This window comes from Vibrio sp. QJM3NY_15, assembly GCF_057785995.1.
The window spans coordinates 540,985-561,930 of sequence record NZ_CM173517.1; the positions used below are offsets into that span (position 1 = coordinate 540,985).

The following is a 20,946-nucleotide window of genomic DNA, read 5'->3' on the forward strand; positions in this document are numbered from 1 at the left end:
CACTGCTTTTGGTTCTCAAATGCAAATTTATATGGTGTTTTTTTGTGGTGACTTGCAGCTAGCTAAGTGTTTCGTCATTATGCGCGACTATTTTATAGATTGATTGGCAGCTTCTAGCTGTAACATTCATGTAAGCACAACATAAATTCATAAATATAATTAAGGATTATCTGTGAAACAGAGTCTAAAACTAACAGATATAATGGCATTGGGCTTTATGCTTTTTGCGTTTTTCTTGGGTGCGGGTAACATCATCTTCCCACCTCTTGCTGGCCAATTGGCTGGTGACCACTTTCTTCCAGCGATGTCTGGTTTCCTGCTGACCGCCGTTGGTCTGCCGTTAATCACTATCGTCGCAGTTGCAGTGGCGGGTGGCTCTTGGGGTCACCTAACTAAAGATCTTCCAAAGCAAGCTGCTACCATCATGGCTGTGCTGATCTTTATCATCATCGGTCCTGCATTTGCTGCACCACGTACCGGTCTTGTTGCTTATGAGATGGCGGTGAAACCGTTCTTCATCGATGCCTCTCAAGCTCACCTAACTCTCTTTTCGATTGCATTTTTTGTGGTAGCGATGTTCTTCTCATGGTCGCAAGGTAAGCTTATCGACGTGATTGGTAAGGTACTAACACCTGCACTATTCGTTGGTTTGGTTGTACTTGCGATTGCTGTATTCGTTAATCCTCAAGGCGATATTCTTGCGGCTCATGGTGAGTACATCACTCAGCCAATGACTAAAGGTTTCCTTGAAGGCTACAACACCATGGATACTTTTGCTTCTTTGATGTTTGGTATGCTGATTGTTGACGCGATTCGTAGCAAGGGTATTACAGACCGTGCAGCGACGACTAAGTATCTGATCAGCGCAGGTTGCATTGCAGCAGCTGGTCTAGCGTTTGTTTACATCTCTCTGTTCTTCCTAGGCGCAACAAGTGCAACAGTTGCTGCGGGTGCGGACAATGGCGGCGCTATCTTAAGCCTTTACGTTCAATCGTTGTTTGGTCCTTCTGGTCAGCTAGTGCTTTCTGTGATCGTACTATTGGCATGTCTAACAACAGCGATTGGCCTTGTATCAGCATGTTCTGATTACTTCAGCTCGCTAACGCCTCTGTCTTACAAGACTTGGGTAATCATTAACGGTGTAGCTTGTGCAACCGTAGCGAACGTAGGTCTTTCCCAGCTGATTTCTCTGTCTGTGCCAGTATTGTTTGCGCTTTACCCGGTCGCTATCGCTCTAGTCGCACTAACGTTCTTGCGTAGCCGTTTCCCGAATCCAAAAGCGGCTTACCGCGTAGTGGTATTGGTATCGTTGATGTTTGCTCTAATTGATGGCGCTAAAGTAGCGGGTGTCGATGTGTCTGCACTTAAGATGCTGCCATTGTTCGAGATTGGTATGGGTTGGTTGCTTCCAACTGCTGCTGCAATCATCTGTATGTTCTTTGTTGGTAAATCAACAGAACAAGAGATGGCGGAAGAGACGGTTTAATCTTCCGTTGAGATTAAATCGTTAGTCCGTATTCAATACAAAGTTGAATAGAAAAGCCTCATTACTTCGCAGTAATGAGGCCTTTTTGTATTCTGTTGTTTCGGAGCGTGCGGTTCGGTTTAAACTTAGAACTTAGAACTTAGAACTTAGAACTTAGAACTTAGAACTTAGAACTTAAAGCTTTTCGCTGTACTCGACGAGTACTTGTTCAACCCAAGTTGCGATACGTTCGTCGCTGAGTTCGTACTGTGAATCTTCATCCAGAGCTAAACCAACAAACTGAGATTTGTCTTCTGTTAATGCTTTAGATGCTTCGAATTCGTAGCTGTCATCGTTTGGCCAGAAGCCGACAAACTCAGCGCCTGCGGTTTTCAGTTCATCATGCAATAGTCCCATCGCATCTAAGAACCACTCACCGTAGCCTTCTTGGTCGCCTAGACCAAATAGAGCCACAACCTTGCCTTTCATTGGCGTGGTTGCGATGTCTTCCCACAACTCATTCCAATCTTCTTGAATTTCACCGAAATCCCACGTTGAGATGCCAAGCAGTAAAAGGTCGTAGTCCGCCATAAAAGAAAGAGGGGTTTCTTTCACGTTATGGATATCAACTAGGTCTTCACCAATAATGCCGCGAATTTTCTCTGCTGCCATTTCGGTATAGCAGGTGGTTGAGCCGTAAAATAATCCAATTTTCATAGCAAACGTTCGATTTTAATTTCAGATGGCGAATTCTAACCATAAATCGACTTCGATTGCAGCGATTATCCGCTCAAGTCGTAATTTTTATGGCATTCATATTTGCTCTGACATACTCTCAAAACAGTTTCCAATATTGTGAGTAACACTATGCAGTCGCCTCAAGGGCAGAGCGCAGACCACGGTCTCGTTGAGCAGTTTTTAGATGCTATGTGGATGGAGAGAGGGTTATCAGAGAATACACTCGTCTCTTATCGTACGGATTTATCCAAACTACTGACGTGGATGGAAAAGTATAATTATCGCCTCGATTTTATTAGCCTGTCAGGGCTACAAGACTATCAAGGTTGGTTAGCTGACGCCGATTTCAAGCAGACCTCTCGTGCTCGTATGTTGTCTGCCATTCGTCGTTTGTTCCAATATTTACATCGCGAGAAAGTAAGAGCCGACGATCCTAGTGCGCTATTGATCAGCCCGAAACTGCCGAAGCGCTTACCGAAAGACTTAAGTGAAGAGCAAGTGGATTCGCTGCTTGAAGCGCCAGATCCAAACGACCCCATTGAGCTTCGCGATAAAGCGATGCTTGAGTTACTCTATGCAACTGGACTTCGTGTGACTGAGCTCGTTAGCCTGACCATGGAAAACATCAGCCTAAGGCAAGGTGTGGTGCGTGTGATCGGTAAAGGTGGCAAAGAGCGCTTGGTGCCAATGGGCGAAAATGCGGTCGATTGGATAGAGACATTTATCGAGCAAGGTCGCCCCCAATTGTTGGGTGATAATAGTTCGGATGTGGTTTTTCCGAGTAAACGAGCGAAGCAAATGACCCGTCAAACGTTCTGGTATCGTATCAAGCATTATTCGGTGATAGCGGGTATCGACACGGAATTATTGTCGCCACACGTATTAAGGCATGCTTTTGCAACGCATTTACTGAACTATGGCGCAGATCTCAGGGTCGTACAGATGTTGCTTGGGCATAGTGACTTATCGACAACCCAAATTTATACTCACGTGGCGACTGAAAGGCTGAAGCAAATTCACGCTCAGCATCATCCACGTGCTTAAATCCATTTATTTTTAAGGTGAACTTAATGAGCGTATTACGCCGTCTTCCTCTATTAGCGCTTCCTCTCATGATTACTGCATGTAATGCATCAGAAGCGAAAGTAGAACAAACGTCAACAGCCGTAGAAGTTGCTTCAGCACAAGCTGTTGATACAGCTGCGTTAACAAAGCGCTTTGAAAAAATCGGTATTAAGGTAGAGAAGATTGTTCCTTCAGATATCGATGGCCTGTTAGAAATTCAAACCAACAGCGGCATTATCTTTTCTTCTCCAAAGGGCGATCACTTTCTAGCGGGCACTCTTTACTCTTTGGATGACAACGGTAAGTTCAGCGACGTATTGGCCGAGCGTCAAGCTCCGCTTAATGCTGAAAAGGTCGCGGCATTGTCAGATACGGTTATCGAATATAAAGCCGATAACGAAAAGTACGTTGTGACGGTGTTTACTGACATTACGTGTGGCTACTGTGTTCGTCTACACAGCCAAATGCAAGGCTATAACGACCTGGGTATTACCGTTCGTTACATGGCTTACCCACGCCAAGGTGCGACCGGACAAGTTGCCGACCAAATGGCAGCAATTTGGGCTTCTGACGATCCAAAAGCAGCGATGCACAGTGCTAAAGCAGAACGTAAAATGCCAGCTGCGGGCGAAGACCTTAGCGAGCAGAAGCAAATCATAGCGAAGCAGTATCAACTAGGCCGTGAGCTTGGTATTAACGGTACTCCTGCTATCGTGCTAGCAAGTGGTGAGTTGGTGAGTGGTTACTTACCGCCAGCACAACTTCTTCAGCGTTTAGAGCAGTAAGCTTTATTCCGAGCAAATCAGTTTGGTTTAGAACGGCATGATTTGTTCAGAGCGATGAGAGTCGTTGAAAGTTATCTAACCTCGTCGCTCGTTGTTTTAATTCCCCCACGTTTTTGATTTAAGGAGTGGCCTGATTGATATCGGGCCCATTTTTATATGATAGAGATCCAACGCCGCCCTGAGGTCGATACTTCAGTTTTACCTGCTCACTTACCTGACTTATTAAAGCGCATTTATGTGAGTCGCGGAATCGACAGTGCAGAGCAACTGGAGACGGCTGCGAAAGGCTTACACTCCTATCAAAAACTGGGCGGTATCGATGCCGCGGTAGAACTGCTTTTCAATGCGATTAAGCTTCAAAAGCGCATTATCGTTGTCGGTGATTTTGATGCCGATGGCGCGACGAGTTCCGCTTTGTCGGTGTTGGCACTGCGCATGCTGGGCAGTTCTAATGTCGATTACTTAGTACCAAACCGCTTTGAAGATGGCTACGGCTTGAGCCCGGAGGTTGTTGAACAAGCGATTGAGATTGGTGCCGAAGTGATCATGACCGTAGACAACGGTGTCTCTTCGATTGACGGTGTTCGCTTCGCTAAAGAGCAAGGCCTTGATGTGCTGGTTACCGATCATCACTTGCCGGGTAATGAACTGCCAATCGCTGATGCGATGGTTAACCCCAACCTAGAAAGCTGTGCATTTCCTTCAAAAGCTCTCGCGGGTGTGGGGGTTGCGTTTTACCTGATGATGGCGCTGTGTGTTCATATGCGTAAATTGGGTTGGTTCGCACAACATGGCATGACAGAACCTAAGTTGATGGAACTGATCGATTTGGTTGCGTTAGGTACCGTTGCCGATGTGGTACCACTCGATGAAAATAACCGTATTTTGGTTCATCAAGGTTTGCAGCGTATCCGTGCAGGCAAAGCGCGCCCGGGTATTCAGGCTTTGATTGAAATTGCTAAGCGAGACGCTAAGCGTTTGGTCGCCTCTGATTTTGGTTTTGCACTTGGCCCACGTATCAATGCTGCAGGCCGATTGGATGATATGTCGTTTGGTGTTGAGTTGTTGATGAGCAATAACATTCATGCCGCGCGCCGAATGGCCAGCGAGTTAGATGGCTTGAACCAAACACGTAAAGAGATTGAAGAGGGCATGAAACAAGAGGCGATGGCTTTTTGTGAGCGCCTTGAGTTCGGTAAAGACGACTTGCCTTCCGGCTTAGCCCTGTTCCAACGTGATTGGCACCAAGGTGTGATTGGTATTTTGGCTTCGCGTATCAAAGACAAATACCATCGCCCAGTGATCGCATTCGCTGATGGTGGGGAAGGCAGTATCAAAGGTTCATGCCGCTCGATTCCGGGTTTGCACATGCGCGATGCACTTGACCGAATCGATACTCAAAACCCAGGCTTGATCTTGAAGTTTGGTGGCCATGCGATGGCGGCCGGTTTGACCATTATGGAAAAAGATTTCGAGCGATTCAGCAAGATGTTTGATGACGTTGTGCGCAAAGAGCTCGGTGAGACGGCGCTGAAGGGCATCATCTTGTCTGATGGTGAGCTTTTACCTGAAGAGTTCTCAATGCACACCGCTGAAACGTTGCGTTCTGGTGGTCCTTGGGGACAAGCGTTCCCTGAACCGATCTTCGACGGTGAGTTCAAAGTACTGCATCAAAAGTTGGTCGGTGAAAAACACCTTAAATTGATGCTAGAACCTTTATACAAAGGTCATCCAACCAACGTAATGATCGATGGTATTGCCTTCAACGTTGATTTACGTCGCTGGCCAGATGCTTCGGTGAAAACCGTTCATCTTGCATTTAAGCTGGATATCAACGAGTTTCGTGGCAATCAATCGTTGCAGTTGATGATTGATCATATCGAAGCGAAATAGTTGAAGAAAAATAGCGTTATCTTCACTGAATAATGTTCACCATTTAGCCCCAAATTCAACAAGCTCTGCTCAAAAACAGGGCTTGTTTTCTTTCTTTCCCTTATAAATCCTACGTCTTTTTTCAGCCTGTCAAATTTATATCCCACTAAGTTATTGAATCTTGGCTTTCCACTCTAAAAAATTCTGTATCTCCGTCACACTTTTGAGTACAATTCTTCGGTTAAATTCTACTCATAAATGATGAGCTAAAATGTTTGAAATCAATCCTATTAAAAACCGTCTGCAGGATGTGTCTGAACGCACAAATATCCTGAGGGGGTATCTTTGACTATGACGCTAAGAAAGAGCGTCTAGAAGAAGTAAACGCAGAATTAGAACAACCGGATGTATGGAACGAACCTGAGCGTGCACAAGCGCTGGGTAAAGAACGTTCTGCATTGGAAGCGGTAGTAGAAACAATCGACTTACTTGACCAAGGTGTTGAGGATGTTGAAGGTCTATTAGAGCTTGCGGTTGAAGAAGAAGACCAAGAAACGTTTGACGAAATTGAACCAGAACTGGCTGAGCTAGAAGCTAAGCTAGAAAAACTGGAATTCCGTCGTATGTTTGCTGGCGATCACGACGCATCAGATTGCTACATCGATTTACAGTCAGGCTCGGGCGGTACAGAAGCTCAAGACTGGACTTCAATGATGTTGCGCATGTACTTACGTTGGGCAGATTCGAAAGGCTTCAAGACTGAAGTTATCGAAGTGTCTGATGGTGATGTTGCTGGCCTTAAAGGCGCAACGGTACGTATTTCTGGCGAATACGCTTATGGTTGGTTACGTACAGAGACTGGTGTTCACCGTCTGGTTCGTAAGTCACCATTTGATTCAAGTGGCCGTCGTCATACTTCATTTGCATCTGCGTTTATCTACCCAGAGATTGATGACAACATTACGATCGACATTAATCCTTCTGACTTACGTATTGACGTATACCGTGCCTCTGGCGCTGGTGGTCAGCACGTAAACACCACTGAATCGGCGGTACGTATTACTCACGTTCCAACCAACACGGTGGTTCAATGTCAGAATGACCGTTCGCAGCATAAGAACAAAGATCAAGCGATGAAGCAGCTACGTGCTAAGCTTTTTGAACTTGAGATTCAAAAACAAAATGCTGAAAAACAAGCGAGCGAAGAAACGAAATCAGACATCGGTTGGGGCAGTCAAATCCGCTCTTACGTACTGGATGATTCTCGTATCAAAGATTTGCGCACCGGCATCGAAAACCGTAACACTCAAGCGGTTCTTGACGGTGACTTAGACAAGTTTATTGAAGCTAGCCTGAAATCAGGTCTGTAAGCTTTACCAACTATTAAGCTTTACCAATAATATTGGTAAAAATGCCTATATTTGAAAAAATATAGCTGTCCAAATTATAAAAGCAGGGTACATCTCTAATGACTGATGCTGTTCAAAACGAAAACGCACAAGAAGCTTCTTCACCTGAAGAGAACAAACTAATCGCTGAGCGCCGCAGCAAGCTGGATCACATCCGCCTGAACTGCAAAGCTAACGGTCACCCAAATGATTTCCGTCGTGAGCACCTAGCTGGCGATCTTCAAGCGGAATTCGGTGAGAAGACTAAGGAAGAGCTAGAAGAGCTTAACCACATCGTTGCGATCGCTGGTCGTATTATGGCGAAGCGTGGTCCATTCCTTGCGATTCAAGAAACTTCTGGTCGTATCCAAGCATACGCAGCGAAAGACGTTCAAAAAGTACTAAAAGAGAAGTACCAAGGCCTAGATATCGGTGACATCATCGGTGTTAAAGGTGCGCTTCACAAGTCTGGTAAAGGCGACCTTTACGTGAACATGGAAGAGTTTGAATTGCTAACGAAAGCACTTCGTCCTCTGCCAGAGAAGTTCCACGGTCTAACTGACCAAGAGATGCGTTACCGTCAGCGTTACGTTGACCTAATCGTGAACGAAGACTCTCGTAACACATTCATCGTGCGTTCTAAGCTTGTGTCTTCAATCCGTAACTTCATGAGCTCAAAAGGCTACCTAGAAGTTGAAACGCCAATGATGCACGTGATCCCAGGCGGTGCAACAGCACGTCCATTCATCACTCATCACAACGCACTAGACATCGACATGTACCTACGTGTTGCACCTGAGCTTTACCTTAAGCGTCTAGTAGTTGGTGGTTTTGACCGTGTATTCGAGATCAACCGTAACTTCCGTAACGAAGGTCTTTCTCCACGTCACAACCCAGAGTTCACAATGATGGAATTCTACCAAGCGTACTCTGACTACAAAGATCTAATGGATCTAACGGAAGAGATGCTAAGCACAGCAGCGATGGACGTTCTAGGTTCTACTTCTATGCCTTACGGTGACGAAACCGTTGAGTTTGGTGGCACTTACGCTCGCATGAGCATGTTCGATGCAATCAAACACTACACACCTGAAAATGCAAATATCCAAGCTCTAACTGAAGACGATCTTCAGAACAGAGAATTGATGGTTAAAATTGCAGAAGAAGTGGGTCTGTACGTTGAGAAGTTCTGGACATGTGGTCAGCTTCTTGAAGAGATCTTTGGTGAAACGGCTGAGCCTCAACTAATTCAACCAACGTTCATCACGGGTTACCCAGCGGACATCTCTCCACTGGCTCGTCGTAGCGACAGCAACCCATTTTTCACAGACCGCTTTGAGTTCTTCATCGGTGGCCGTGAAGTAGCGAACGGTTTCTCTGAGCTTAACGATGCACAAGACCAAGATGAGCGTTTCAAAGCACAAGTTAACGCAAAAGACGCGGGTGATGACGAAGCTATGTACTACGATGCAGACTACATTACTGCACTAGAGCACGGCCTACCGCCAACAGCGGGTCAAGGTATTGGTATCGATCGCCTAGCGATGCTATTTACTAACACGCACACAATCCGTGACGTGATCTTGTTCCCGGCGATGCGTCCTCAAGCGTAATTCTCGCTGACAGGCCATAACAGCCGATTCAATTTAAAAGCCACCTTCGGGTGGCTTTTTCTGTTTATAAGTATCCAAAACCTTGCCTGTACCGCACTCTTGATTCGAAAAATCATTATTTCTGACATAGTCTTACTATTGAGACAAAAAATCTAAGATAGTCTCACTACTATACGTCTCTGCGCTGAATACGATCTCGCGGCATTTTTGTCGAACGATGAAGCAGTGACTCGTATTAGCCTGATTTAAATAAAAATAAAATAAGGAAGAAGGATGGGAACTCAATTTAAGATGGATTCCTTACCAGGTTCTCTTATCGTCGTTGGTGGTGCGTACGAACCCTGGTTATCTGTATTAGAACAAGTGGGTTGGCAGTGTACCCAGTGTGCAGATTTACGAAAAGCCGATGCATTGATTGCCGACATAGGCCCATGCATTGGCATTGTGGACCTTAGCCATGATGAGTTCAGCCTAAATGGCATTGCAAACTTGGTGAGTAACAATAAACAGGTTAGATGGCTCGCCTTTATCCGTGAATCGCAATTAAGCTCCGATACTATTTGCCAGTTTATCGTTAACTTCTGTATCGACTTTTTCACGGCACCCATTCCAGATGCACAGCTACTGAGTACCATAGGTCACCAGCTTGGGATGCTTAAGCTTGAGCAGAAAGTGTGGCCAAACTACGGCATTAACAACAATATGGGGTTGTTGGGCGACTCGGTGGCAGTAAAGCGCCTAAGAGACCAAGTAAAGCGTATTGGGCCGACTGATGTCAGCATCTTAATTTATGGCGAGAGTGGGGCTGGCAAAGAGACGATTGCACGCTCTATTCATCAAAACTCTTCGCGCGCGCAAAAGCCATTTTTAACGGTCAACTGCCGAGCTCTGTCTGAGATGAGAATTGAGTCTGAAGTCTTCGGCATTTCAGCTCAGCTTGGTGCAGCCCCTTGTATGCTGGAAGAGGCGGACGGTGGCACGATATTGCTCAATGATGTGTTAGCGATGCCTCGCAATCAACAGTTGAATTTGTTGCGCTTCTTGCAAGAAGGCAAGGTAGAGACGGAGACTGGGTCAAAATCGGTGGATGTTCGTATTCTGGCGGCTAACTCTTCTGATATTGAAAAGGCATTGATTGAGGGTGACTTCAATGAAGAGCTTTACCACTACATCAATGTTCTACGAATTCAGGTTCCAAGCTTAAAAGAGCGGGTTAGTGATATCTCAGTGTTGGCCAATCATTTCTTACGTCAGTACTCGAAAGAGTTTAATGCTCAAGCCAAGAGTTTCTCTGACGAAGCGCTTCGATCGATGAATCGTTATCACTGGCCGGGCAATGTCCGTGAGCTGATGAACCAAATCAAACGCGTGGTGTTGATGTCGGACTCGGTGATCATTGAAGATCATCAGCTGGATTTACCTAAGCAAAATGATGAGCGCCGTAGCCTCAAAAGTATCCGTGAGCGTTCAGAGCGAGATGCGTTGCTGATTGTTCTGGAATCTTATGGTGGTCAAGTATCGTTGGCTGCTAAGGAACTTGGAGTTTCGCGCGCAACCATGTACCGATTGCTGAACAAACATAGCCTTATTTCTGAAGGTGTTGTTTAGAACTCTCAATGAATCGATTTTATCCGGTTAGTGTCAATCTAAGAGCCACGCATGATGCGTGGCTTTTTTGTTACCCACCGCTACAACTTCCAGTTGGCAGTTGCTGGCTGATAGATTGAGCTATTGGACGCTTGGTAGTTAAGAGAGATGTTCTGTGATTTTATATAATCATAGTGAATATGTCATATATAAATTGATATGCAACTGATATTTTGGGTGAATCATTTGTTTTGAAATTGTTAATCAACTATCGGTTGAATAATATACTCACTTGGTTAGACTTTAACCGTGAAAGCAATGGTTTAACAAAGACTTATTTGCTTTTATTATCTCATTTCTTTTTGGATTTTTTAGTTAGCTTGGAGGCGCAAATGAAACATTTCGATTTTATACAGCATATTTGCGCGTCGTTTGATCCGTGTACTGACATGGTGACTGTTATGTCACAAGCATCAGCCATGGCCGATCGAAACACCCAAGATAAACCTAACTAATAGATCCGTACCCTTATTTGGCTGCGGAAAAATAGCAGCTAAGTGAGAAGCCCTCATACTATCTAGAACGCTATTTTTCCTCAGTTTATTCCACAACTGGAGAGTTATTATGCGTCACTCAGTATATTTAAAACTAGCAACAGTCCTTATCCGTGCAGACCTTCGTCGTGAAGAGCGTGAATGGCAACGAAAAGTTCGTCGTAGTTCATATGATCTACCATGGAACAATACCCACTTATTGAGAGATATTGGCCTTGAAGCCGATGGTCGACCAATTGGTTTTTCTGAGCCTGAAGTTGTCACGATTGAGCGCCGAGTTCGTCATCTTCGTCGAGTCTTAAGCGCGCGAATACCGACGTAATCTTGTGGGGTGATAGCGCCTTTCACCCCTTAAGATAAACATCAGCGATAGTTATGGCGTCGAAAGCACAAGCTTTTGAACTAGACTTGGCCAAAAAGGAGAAGCGCTTGCTTCTCTTTTTTGCTTTTTTAAGCCGTTATGTATGATTTTTTAAGTCGTTATCTAGTAAAGGAAAAGAGTTCTACTAAGCTTTATGTAGCAATGGAGGCAGGCTATGCAAAAGCATCAATTAGACATGTGGTTACATGGAGAGCATAAAGACTCTTATCAAACACCTAAAGTGTACGTTATTGGCTGTTCCGATATCTCGGAATATCTGTTGGCGGTAGAATATAAACACAAGCTGGAACCCGTTAAGCAAGACGGAGAGCCGCTTCACTTTGGATCCTTGGATCAAGTGAAAGAGGAGTTGCTCCGGCTAGGCTTTGAAAAGGCATACCTGCGTTTGCACAATGCGTATGATGAGTTTGGTAATGAACCAAGCCAAAGCTACTGTGATATAGAGCTAGCTCTAAAGCCGCATTAGAACGCCTCTGTAACACTCGACAACCAATGTCATCCATTGCGTTAGTCATTGGCGAAACAAGTATTAATCGCTAGGCACAGTGGCTGTGAGCTATTTATGCGTAGTGTGTTGTGAGCAAGTTATGGGTGAACTGGGTTCGTAGGTAGAAACCACGAGGTTTGGTCTTGATAGGCTTTCCACTCGCACCATACGCTTCTGTTAATACTCGGCTGTTTGCTGCTTTAGGTCGCAAATGCAATGCTTCTCCGTGCCTTGCTGTGATCTGCTCAACATTGCCTAACACGATTAACTCCATCAGTTCTTCCCAATCCCTTTTTAAGATCTCGTCTTCCGCTGGGGTTGGCGTCCAGAGTAAAGGGGATCCGACATGTCTTTCTGTAAGCGGGATCTCTCGTTCACCTTCAACGGGGATCCACAACACTTTAGAGAGCTTGTTTCGGACGTGACTGGTTTCCCATGTTAATCCTTGTACTCCCATTAAGGGGGCGACACAGACAAAGGTTGTTTCTAAAGGCTTGCCAGAATAACCAATAGGAATACTTTTTAGTTCGATCCCTAACTTAGCAAAATCTTGCTCTGGCTTACTGCCTGCCGCTGCACCCAAATGCCATTCTAATAGTTGCCCAACCCAGCCTTTATCGCGTTTAAGATCGTTTGGCATGATCATCTCAGCTTCATCTGCGAGCTCTTTGAATGTCATTCCGGCGATAGCATACGCTCTGTCTAAGAGCTCTTGTTGTGTTTGTGGTTCTGGTTTCATAATAAAAGGCATGATCAAAAAAATGATTTTATCAGAAGTTATCACCAAATGCCGACTGGTTAAGAAATGATCTCATTGCTATAAAAGGGATCAAACTCATGGTTATCCACAGGTCATGAAGGTAATTAATTGAAATATTAATTTAGTGTATAAATAAACAGGGGTTTATGGTGGATAAAATGCTTGCTAAATGGGGTTCAAAATGAATCTTTGACCCACCAGTGTGGATAAGCAGCGGAGTGGTTGATCTTTAACCATGTTTGATTTTGAAAAGATCTTTTGGTTTTTGACGATTATTTATTTTATGATTTCGTTTTTAAGTTGATGATTTAATTTATTTTTTATTGTTAATTGCGAGAGGGCCACTTTCGGTGTTGATGAATGTATGGATTAAAAAAAACGATTGCGGCTAATTCTTCACATAGTTATTCACAGAAAAGGTGAATAAATGTGGTCTATGTCTCACTCTTATGTGGGTAACTAATATTTGAGCAAAACTTATCCATATTCTTAGTTAATAGTCATAAATATAGCGCTTGTCACGTCACTAAGTTTGCTCCAATTGGGGATATGTGGAAAAATCAGTGTAATTAAAAATTTAGATAGAGGTTGGCCAGTGATAGATGGCGATGGTTACCGATTAAATGTTGGTATTGTAATCTGTAACAACCATGGTCAGGTCTTCTGGGCTAAACGATACGGGCAACATTCATGGCAATTCCCTCAAGGGGGAATAGATGAAGGTGAAACTCCGGAACAGGCAATGTACCGCGAGTTGTATGAAGAGGTTGGCCTTACAAAAAAGGATGTAAAAATCGTCGCGACAAGTCGTCATTGGTTACGCTATAAGCTACCCAAACGACTGGTTCGGTGGGATTCGAAACCTGTCTGTATTGGACAAAAACAGAAGTGGTTTCTTTTACGCTTAGATTGCGATGAATCGCATATCAATATGCAGCGTGGAAGTACACCTGAGTTTGATGGTTGGCGTTGGGTGAGTTACTGGTACCCAGTTCGACAAGTTGTTTCTTTCAAGCGAGATGTTTACCGTCGAGCAATGAAAGAATTCGCATCTTTAGCAATGCCGTTTAAAGAGCGAAAAACAAAAGGAAAACGCAAATTGCGTAGAGGTTAAGCATGCTCAGCCAACTAAGGGAAATAGTTGAACACGTATCAAGAGTTGAAGATGTGTCGACGGCTCTTGATATTTTGGTGAAAGAGACATGCAGTGCGATGCAGACAGAGTGCTGCACCGTGTATCTAGCGAATAATGATATGCAGCGCCTTGAGTTGATGGCAACTCAAGGCCTGATCTTTGAAGGGAATAGTATTCAGATTGGTTTTGACGAAGGCTTAGTTGGTCTTGTCAAAAGAAGTGCTGAACCTATTAACCTTGCACAGGCATCTGCTCACCCAGCTTATAAGTTTTTTCCAGAACTAGGAGAAAGTGTTTATCACTCTTTTCTAGGCACTCCGATTATCCATCGCAAGCAAGTGCTTGGCGTATTGGTCATTCAACAGAAGTCCCCCCGTTTATTCAGTGAGATGGAAGAATCCTTCCTTGTTACACTCTCAGCACAACTTGCGGTTATTGTGGCGCATGCCCAAACTCAAGGCCATTGGCTTCTTGAGCAACAGAAGCTACCTGCGACCAAAGGTATTGCAGCTTCATCGGGTGTGGCTATTGGTGATTTATGGTGGGACAACACTCAGCCTGAACTCACCGATGTTTACCCTGCTTCGACGCTCAATGTTGAAAGAGAGCATGAGTTGTTGGCTGTTGCCGTCGAAAATGCCCTCAATGACTTTAAGCGCATGCGAAAGCGTTTAGACAGTGAAATCAATAAAGACGCGTTGGCGATCTTTGATCTGTTTACTCACTTACTCAACGATCCTATGTTGCGTAAGGATCTAAAGAGTCAAATCCAAAAAGGCGATAAAGCCGATTGGGCATTAAGACAGGTTGTTGAGAGCTACTCGAATCGCTTTGCCCGTATGTCTGATGTCTACCTTCGAGAGAGGGCGCAAGACATTCGTGAGCTGGGTCAAAGGCTGCTGTATTTCCTTCATAACTCAGAGCACGAGCTGCGGACTCTAGATAAACCGATTATCTTGGTGGTACGTGAGTTAACGGCTTCTGTTTTAGCGTCGATTCCTAAAGAGAAGTTATTAGCTGTCGTTTCCTTAGAAGGGGCGGCGAACTCGCACGCGGCTATTTTATCTCGCGCGTTAGGCATTCCCTCGGTTATGGGGGTAAATCTCAACCTAGCTCAAGCCAATGGCAAACAAGCGATTGTCGATGGTTACAGCGGTGAGATCTTTATTGAGCCGACTCAGAGCCTACTGAGCGAGTACCAAGGGCTAATTCTAGAAGAGAGTGAACTCTCCTCTATGGTTAACCGAGAATTATACTTACCTGCAAAAACCCAAGATGACCGACAGGTCGAGATTTTGCTTAATGCGGGCTTAAGTGCCGACACCAATATTGCGATCAACCAAGGGGTGGATGGCGTAGGCCTGTATCGGACAGAAATCTCTTTCTTGTTACAACAAAGGTTCCCGTCAGAAGACGAACAGTTCAAACAGTATCGCTCTGTGCTCGCGAGTTACCCTGAGAAGCAAGTTGTGATGCGAACTTTGGATATTGGTGGCGATAAGGCGTTACCTTATTTCCCAATAGAAGAAGACAATCCATTCCTTGGCTGGCGTGGCATTCGTTTTACGCTTGATCATCCTGACATCTTTATTATCCAATTGCGTGCGATGTTACGTGCGAGTTGTGATAGCCAGAACTTGAGTATCTTGTTGCCGATGATCTCTAGCACTCAAGAACTGGATGATACTGTTCAACTCATCGAGCAAGCCTACGATGAAGTGCATGAACTCGACAGCCGAGTTCGTATGCCACGCATTGGTATCATGATCGAAGTACCATCAATGCTTTACCTTCTTCCCCTTATTGCGGATAAAGTTGATTTCGTTTCGGTGGGCACCAATGACTTAACTCAATATTTATTGGCGGTTGACCGGAACAATTCCCGCGTCTCTGATGTCTATGAATCCATGCACCCTGCAGTGATCATGGCATTGAAACACATCCATGATACTTGTAAGCAATATCAATTGCCTGTGTGTATATGTGGAGAGCTCGCGGGTGATCCAATGGGCGCATTGCTCTTGATTGGGTTAGGGTATGAGACGTTAAGTATGAATACCTCAAATGTCGCAAGGACTAAGTATTTGATTCGTCAATCTAAGCTTAGTGAACTGCAAGATTTGGCAAATGAGGCGCTATCAAAACCGTATGGAAGTGACATCTATAGTATGATGCTCAACTATTTCGAAGAGCGTGAATTTACAGGCTTCATTCGAGCGGGTAAAAAATAGGATTTAACGTGTCATACGAACTCATTGGCTTGTTGGCAGGCCTTGGTGCTGTTGTTGGTGTTTTAGCGGGTTTGCTGGGCATTGGTGGTGGTTTGCTGGTGGTTCCAGCCTTACTGTTTTTGCTTCCTAAAGCGGGTATTCCTCAAGAGTTTGCAATGCAGATGGCGTTAGCGACTTCGTTATCAACCATTATTGTTACCTCCGGATCTTCTGCGATTAATCACCTAAAGCTAGGCAACGTCGAGATCTTTGTTGTTAAGTGGCTGATGCCTGGAGTGGTGGTTGGTGGCTTCCTAGGTTCTTTCATCGCAGACGTTATTCCCGCGCAATATCTGCCGAAGGTATTTGGTGTGATTGTCTTGGTATTGGCATTGCAGATGCTGCTATCCATTCGTTCAACAAGCCAAAAAGTAATGCCTAGTTCGGCAAAGACGATGATGTATGGCGGCGGAATTGGTGTGGTATCGAGCTTAGCGGGTATTGGCGGAGGGTCTTTATCTGTGCCTTTCCTGAATCATCACGGTGTGGAAATGCGCAAAGCCGTAGGTTCATCTTCAGTATGTGGTTGTGTCATTGCGATTTCAGGGATGCTTGGATTCATTTGGCATGGTTCATCGGTTAACGATTTGCCCGCTTTCAGTTTAGGTTACGTGTATCTACCCGCTCTGGTTGCGATATCTTGCACGTCAGTGTTGACCACTCGAATTGGCGCTAAGTTGGCGACTCAACTGCCAACGCCAGTGTTGAAAAAATTCTTTGCGGTATTTTTAATGTTTATAGCATCGATGATGCTGCTGTAGTGTATTTCTCCGTTGGTTGTTTTTCTGAGTTGCTTAATTTCAGTGAAGCAGTTAACCCATTGTTTATTATTTAGATAGAGAGCCAAGTATGTCTCAGGGTTTTATCGAATTCCCAAATATCGATCCTGTTCTTATTGAACTAGGACCAATCTCAGTTCGTTGGTATGGCCTAATGTACCTGGTCGGTTTTATGTTCGCGCTTTGGTTAGCAAACCGTCGAGCTGATCAACCTGGTAGTGGTTGGACTCGAGAGCAAGTGTCAGATTTACTGTTTGCTGGCTTTCTAGGTGTGGTGCTTGGTGGCCGTATTGGCTACGTAATTTTCTACAACTTTGACCTATTCCTCGCAGATCCTCTTTATCTCTTTAAGGTATGGACTGGCGGTATGTCTTTCCACGGTGGTTTGCTTGGTGTTATCACTGCGATGTTCTGGTATGCCAAAAAGAACGGTCGAACCTTCTTTGGTGTCGCTGACATGATTGCACCATTGGTGCCATTTGGTTTAGGTATGGGACGTATGGGTAACTTCATGAACAGCGAGCTTTGGGGCCGTGTGACTGATGTTCCATGGGCGATCGTGTTCCCTAATGGTGGTCCACTTCCTCGCCACCCATCTCAGCTTTATGAAATGGCGCTTGAAGGTATTGTGCTGTTCTTCATCTTGAACTGGTTCATCAAAAAGCCGCGTCCTCTAGGTTCTGTATCAGGGTTATTCCTAGCAGGATATGGTACATTCCGCTTCCTAGTTGAATACGTACGTGAACCTGATGCGCAACTTGGCTTGTTCGGTGGGTTTATCTCGATGGGACAAATCCTATCACTGCCAATGGTTATTGTCGGTGTGCTGATGATGGTTTGGGCATACAAGCGTGGTCACTACAAAGACGAATTACCACAACAAACGAAGTAAGGAATTGGTGTGAAACAGTATTTAGATCTCTGTCAGCGTATCGTTGATGACGGTACTTGGATTGAAAATGAACGCACGGGCAAGCGCTGCCTAACCGTGATCAATGCTGACCTTGAATATGATGTTGGTAATAACCAATTCCCACTGGTAACAACGCGTAAGAGCTTTTGGAAAGCGGCAGTCGCTGAACTGCTTGGCTATATCCGTGGTTACGATAATGCTGAAGATTTTCGCAAGCTAGGAACTAAAACTTGGGATGCGAATTCGAACCTGAATGAGGCATGGCTGAATAACCCTTACCGTAAGGGTGAAGACGACATGGGCCGTGTTTACGGCGTTCAAGGACGTGCATGGGCGAAACCTGATGGCGGTCATATCGACCAACTGAAGAAGATTGTTGATGATTTAGCTAACGGTATTGATGACCGTGGCGAGATCTTAAATTTCTACAACCCAGGCGAGTTTCACATGGGTTGTTTGCGTCCGTGTATGTACAGCCACCACTTCTCTCTGCTTGGTGACACTCTGTACCTAAACAGTACTCAGCGCTCTTGTGACGTACCTTTAGGTTTGAATTTCAATATGGTTCAAGTGTATGTGTTCCTCGCTATCATGGCGCAGATCACCGGCAAGAAAGCGGGTGTGGCTTATCACAAGCTTGTTAACGCTCATATCTATGAAGATCAACTTGCACCAATGCGTGATGTTCAGTTGAAGCGTGAGCCTTTAGCTGGCCCAATATTCCATATCAATCCTGAAATTAAGTCTCTAGAAGATTTAGAAACGTGGGTAACGATGGATGACTTCTGGGTTGAAGGTTACGAATGCCACGAAGCGATTAAGTACCCGTTCTCGGTGTAACCTAATCCACAATGTTTGATTGAAAGGCTGCCTCTGCGCAGCCTTTTTTATTTCTGATGCTTGGCTTGCTTACTATTTGTAAAACCAATAATCTTGAGTGGTCTTTTCTAACTACAGAACTACTATGACTCGCTCGCATTGCTTTGTATTGCAACACGACTTTCCTATTGCTTTCTACCCTGATAAAAATCAGCTAGTGGTTGATAGTGAAGCGATTCATTTAGAGCCATTACAGGCAAAGTTACTCAGTTATTTCATCGAAAATCGCGGGCAAGTAGTGAGCACTCAGCAGATAGCTGCTGATGTGTGGCAAAGAACTCAAGTGTCTGACAATTTGGTCAGACAGGTCATCAGTTTACTGCGCAGTCAGCTTCAGGATAAGTCACGTCCGTATCGCATTATTCAGACTATTCCTAAGCAAGGTTACCTGTTCGATGTTGAGGTGACTCAGCCGAGTGTCGAACCAATTCCCGTCGAGAGTGTCTCTCAACCTGAACCTAAAGCTCTTGTCGCTAAGTCCAAAAAGAAAACCATCGCACTGATTACAACCGCAGTATTCTCGATTGGCTTGATAGCAACTTGGGCATGGCAAAGCGATATCCCAACCAATGACACTACGGTTTTTTCTGCTCATCAAAGTGATGTGATTCCCGTTTATATCCATGACATAACACTTGATTCTGCGAACGATTATGAGATGTCAGAAAGTGTCTATAACTACCTTTTCTATGGATTGAATTCGGCTAAAAACTTATCGGGTTACCATTTCTCTCAGCTTGCTAAGCAGAGTAAGCAATCACTTGCTGACAAGGGTGTTGAGCTTAAAAGCTGGCTGAAACAGAAGGATGACAGTTATGTACTGAGCGTGCTTGTGCAAAACAATCGCCAACCCAATCAAAGCCAGAAAGTAGAAAAAACCTTTAGCCAAGATAGCTTTTTTGATGCAATTGGAGATGTCATTCTCGAGATCAAAGCCATTATTGCGCCAATGAATGCAGAGTATGGAGTGGCAAGCCATCGAGTGACTTCTATTGATAACTATGAAGATTGGAAGGTTATCTCTGAGGGAATATCTCTTTTTTACCAAGGTAAAGGTGGTCAGCCATTTTCGGATATCGCTACTCAATTGGAAACGATTCAACAGCAAGGGCGAGATAATTATCTGGTTAATGCTTTACTGTCGTATTCGGAATCTCTGGCTTACTTACAAGGCCATGAACAGGAAGATCGAGAACAAGCGTTACTATTGGCAAAGCAAGCTTTCGAGATGAACCCACGTTGTGATATCGCTAATCTTACCTTAGGCCTTGCACTGTTAATCAACCAACATGCTAATCAAGCTTTCCCTTATCTTTCTTACGCTGCTGAAAGTACACCGAGCCCTATCAGCTTTTATCTGCTCAGCGTGGCTGACAAGTTGTCGGACAACCCAAAAGGTTCGCAATACAACTATCAACGCTATACCGAAGTGAAAAAAGAGCATAACGGTCAACTGTTTGATCTTATTGAATCTTTGTAAAAAACAAACCTTTCCTAAATCATGAAATACGTTTTCAAACGAAGGTGTTTCGTGAGAGCTAATGGCTACGGTATTTCCGCAAGGTATCCTTGTGCTAACAGGCTTCTCAACATGTTTGATTATTGTTTGGACTTGGGTTCGATTGCCTTGCATCAAGCGTAAAAGCATCGACTTCCACATACTGGTCACCAAATCATTTATTGTTTGGGGTATACACATGTTGAAGAAGTTTGCTTTTCAGATCATTCCAATTCAGATCTTCTTATTCGTCTTTTGGTTCAAAAATGGCTTTATCGATAAAGTGATGGGCGTGCTACTTGGCTTCATTACACCCGGTACCGCTTATGCAGGTGACACTTGGGCTGGCTGGAAAGGCTATATTGTCGGCACTTGGGATAAGAGCCAAGTCGGTCATGTTTTACTGAGCCCTACGTTCGATTTTATGTTTCCTATTCTGATTGCTTTGCAATGTTTACCATTTTTATTGGTACTTCGCTCGGTGATCGCTGGTGAATTCATGGCTGGTAAAGAACGCCCGTGGTTACTCTATGCGGCTTTTTCTTCTCTATTCGTGACAAGTTGTATGGCTTTCACTCAAACCATCACTGGCGCAAGCGATGGGCAGTATCTATGGCAATTTATCGGCTTTAGCATGGTTGCCATTATGTACCTACGTAATGAGCAAGGTCAGTAAGCGCTTTTTAGATACGAGATAAGGGTAGATAGATGCGAGTAAACGGGATGCGAGATACGAAGATCAAAAGCCCCCGTCATTCCCTAGACTGACGAAGGAA

Annotated in this window: 18 protein-coding genes; 16 read left to right on the forward strand and 2 right to left on the reverse strand. The window is 44.6% G+C overall.

The window, feature by feature from the left end; genetic code table 11:
* Positions 1-172: 172 nt before the first annotated feature.
* Positions 173-1,486, forward strand: coding sequence for a branched-chain amino acid transport system II carrier protein (brnQ, locus tag AC3CKG_RS02375; RefSeq protein WP_017110546.1), 1,314 nt, complete (start codon positions 173-175; stop codon positions 1,484-1,486).
* 174 nt (positions 1,487-1,660) lie between these two features.
* On the opposite strand, the gene fldB is transcribed toward brnQ, so the two are convergent.
* Positions 1,661-2,182, reverse strand: coding sequence for a flavodoxin FldB (fldB, locus tag AC3CKG_RS02380; protein ID WP_004735008.1), 522 nt, complete (start codon positions 2,180-2,182; stop codon positions 1,661-1,663).
* A gap of 150 nt (positions 2,183-2,332) precedes the next feature.
* On the opposite strand from fldB, the gene xerD reads away from it, so the two are divergent.
* The 8 genes from xerD to AC3CKG_RS02420 all read left to right on the forward strand — a co-directional run bounded on the left by xerD (position 2,333) and on the right by AC3CKG_RS02420 (position 11,915).
* Positions 2,333-3,247: a site-specific tyrosine recombinase XerD gene (xerD, locus tag AC3CKG_RS02385; RefSeq protein WP_102327080.1), complete on the forward strand. Its 915-nt coding sequence runs from the start codon at positions 2,333-2,335 to the stop codon at positions 3,245-3,247.
* 26 nt (positions 3,248-3,273) lie between these two features.
* Positions 3,274-4,053: a thioredoxin fold domain-containing protein gene (locus AC3CKG_RS02390; RefSeq protein WP_488528764.1), complete on the forward strand. Its 780-nt coding sequence runs from the start codon at positions 3,274-3,276 to the stop codon at positions 4,051-4,053.
* 156 nt (positions 4,054-4,209) lie between these two features.
* A complete protein-coding gene (gene recJ, locus AC3CKG_RS02395; protein WP_065113190.1) occupies positions 4,210-5,946 on the forward strand; it encodes a single-stranded-DNA-specific exonuclease RecJ in 1,737 nt (578 codons plus the stop codon).
* Positions 5,947-6,196: 250 nt separating this feature from the next.
* Positions 6,197-7,295 (forward strand): peptide chain release factor 2 gene (prfB, locus tag AC3CKG_RS02400; RefSeq protein WP_099167407.1). Its coding sequence is split into 2 segments (ribosomal slippage): positions 6,197-6,271 and positions 6,273-7,295, totalling 1,098 coding nucleotides; the frame shifts between segments, so codons are not numbered across the junction.
* A gap of 98 nt (positions 7,296-7,393) precedes the next feature.
* Positions 7,394-8,926, forward strand: a complete 1,533-nt coding sequence (gene lysS, locus AC3CKG_RS02405; protein WP_017110548.1) for a lysine--tRNA ligase — start codon at positions 7,394-7,396, stop codon at positions 8,924-8,926.
* 273 nt (positions 8,927-9,199) lie between these two features.
* The gene (vpsR, locus tag AC3CKG_RS02410; RefSeq protein WP_017106785.1) at positions 9,200-10,534 is read left to right on the forward strand and encodes a cyclic-di-GMP-binding transcriptional regulator VpsR; all 1,335 of its coding nucleotides are present in this window, start codon (positions 9,200-9,202) and stop codon (positions 10,532-10,534) included.
* A gap of 603 nt (positions 10,535-11,137) precedes the next feature.
* Complete coding sequence (locus AC3CKG_RS02415) at positions 11,138-11,389, forward strand: hypothetical protein (protein ID WP_004735015.1); 252 nt, start codon at positions 11,138-11,140, stop codon at positions 11,387-11,389.
* 214 nt (positions 11,390-11,603) lie between these two features.
* Positions 11,604-11,915: a DUF6482 family protein gene (locus AC3CKG_RS02420; RefSeq protein ID WP_004735016.1), complete on the forward strand. Its 312-nt coding sequence runs from the start codon at positions 11,604-11,606 to the stop codon at positions 11,913-11,915.
* 94 nt (positions 11,916-12,009) lie between these two features.
* Here the strand turns inward: AC3CKG_RS02420 and mutH are convergent, their stop codons facing one another.
* Positions 12,010-12,675 (reverse strand): DNA mismatch repair endonuclease MutH, encoded by a 666-nt coding sequence (gene mutH, locus AC3CKG_RS02425; protein ID WP_488528765.1) that lies wholly within the window; start codon positions 12,673-12,675, stop codon positions 12,010-12,012.
* A 616-nt stretch (positions 12,676-13,291) separates the two neighbouring features.
* Here mutH and rppH point away from each other — a divergent pair.
* From rppH to AC3CKG_RS02460, 7 genes are all read left to right on the forward strand, one after another.
* On the forward strand, positions 13,292-13,810 hold the full coding sequence (gene rppH, locus AC3CKG_RS02430; RefSeq protein WP_009848435.1) for an RNA pyrophosphohydrolase: 519 nt from the start codon (positions 13,292-13,294) through the stop codon (positions 13,808-13,810).
* Between the two features lie 2 nt (positions 13,811-13,812).
* Positions 13,813-16,062, forward strand: coding sequence for a phosphoenolpyruvate--protein phosphotransferase (gene ptsP / locus AC3CKG_RS02435; protein WP_017106783.1), 2,250 nt, complete (start codon positions 13,813-13,815; stop codon positions 16,060-16,062).
* A gap of 8 nt (positions 16,063-16,070) precedes the next feature.
* Positions 16,071-16,862, forward strand: a complete 792-nt coding sequence (locus AC3CKG_RS02440; protein WP_065105635.1) for a sulfite exporter TauE/SafE family protein — start codon at positions 16,071-16,073, stop codon at positions 16,860-16,862.
* A gap of 88 nt (positions 16,863-16,950) precedes the next feature.
* Positions 16,951-17,772, forward strand: a complete 822-nt coding sequence (lgt, locus tag AC3CKG_RS02445) for a prolipoprotein diacylglyceryl transferase (RefSeq protein WP_076670740.1) — start codon at positions 16,951-16,953, stop codon at positions 17,770-17,772.
* Positions 17,773-17,781: 9 nt separating this feature from the next.
* The gene (locus tag AC3CKG_RS02450) at positions 17,782-18,633 is read left to right on the forward strand and encodes a thymidylate synthase (RefSeq protein ID WP_488528766.1); all 852 of its coding nucleotides are present in this window, start codon (positions 17,782-17,784) and stop codon (positions 18,631-18,633) included.
* Between the two features lie 124 nt (positions 18,634-18,757).
* The gene (locus AC3CKG_RS02455) at positions 18,758-20,152 is read left to right on the forward strand and encodes a winged helix-turn-helix domain-containing protein (RefSeq protein ID WP_488528767.1); all 1,395 of its coding nucleotides are present in this window, start codon (positions 18,758-18,760) and stop codon (positions 20,150-20,152) included.
* Between the two features lie 217 nt (positions 20,153-20,369).
* Entirely contained in the window at positions 20,370-20,846 is a 477-nt protein-coding gene (locus AC3CKG_RS02460; protein ID WP_488529218.1) for a hypothetical protein, read from the forward strand.
* Positions 20,847-20,946 lie beyond the last annotated feature (100 nt).

Coding starts and splice junctions, on each gene's coding strand:
- fldB (WP_004735008.1), bottom strand. CDS start 2,182: ATGAAAATTGGATTATTTTACGGCTCAACCACCTGCTATACCGAAATG.
- xerD (WP_102327080.1), top strand. CDS start 2,333: ATGCAGTCGCCTCAAGGGCAGAGCGCAGACCACGGTCTCGTTGAGCAG.
- AC3CKG_RS02390 (WP_488528764.1), top strand. CDS start 3,274: ATGAGCGTATTACGCCGTCTTCCTCTATTAGCGCTTCCTCTCATGATT.
- recJ (WP_065113190.1), top strand. CDS start 4,210: ATGATAGAGATCCAACGCCGCCCTGAGGTCGATACTTCAGTTTTACCT.
- lysS (WP_017110548.1), top strand. CDS start 7,394: ATGACTGATGCTGTTCAAAACGAAAACGCACAAGAAGCTTCTTCACCT.
- vpsR (WP_017106785.1), top strand. CDS start 9,200: ATGGGAACTCAATTTAAGATGGATTCCTTACCAGGTTCTCTTATCGTC.
- AC3CKG_RS02415 (WP_004735015.1), top strand. CDS start 11,138: ATGCGTCACTCAGTATATTTAAAACTAGCAACAGTCCTTATCCGTGCA.
- AC3CKG_RS02420 (WP_004735016.1), top strand. CDS start 11,604: ATGCAAAAGCATCAATTAGACATGTGGTTACATGGAGAGCATAAAGAC.
- mutH (WP_488528765.1), bottom strand. CDS start 12,675: ATGAAACCAGAACCACAAACACAACAAGAGCTCTTAGACAGAGCGTAT.
- ptsP (WP_017106783.1), top strand. CDS start 13,813: ATGCTCAGCCAACTAAGGGAAATAGTTGAACACGTATCAAGAGTTGAA.
- lgt (WP_076670740.1), top strand. CDS start 16,951: ATGTCTCAGGGTTTTATCGAATTCCCAAATATCGATCCTGTTCTTATT.
- AC3CKG_RS02455 (WP_488528767.1), top strand. CDS start 18,758: ATGACTCGCTCGCATTGCTTTGTATTGCAACACGACTTTCCTATTGCT.
- AC3CKG_RS02460 (WP_488529218.1), top strand. CDS start 20,370: ATGTTGAAGAAGTTTGCTTTTCAGATCATTCCAATTCAGATCTTCTTA.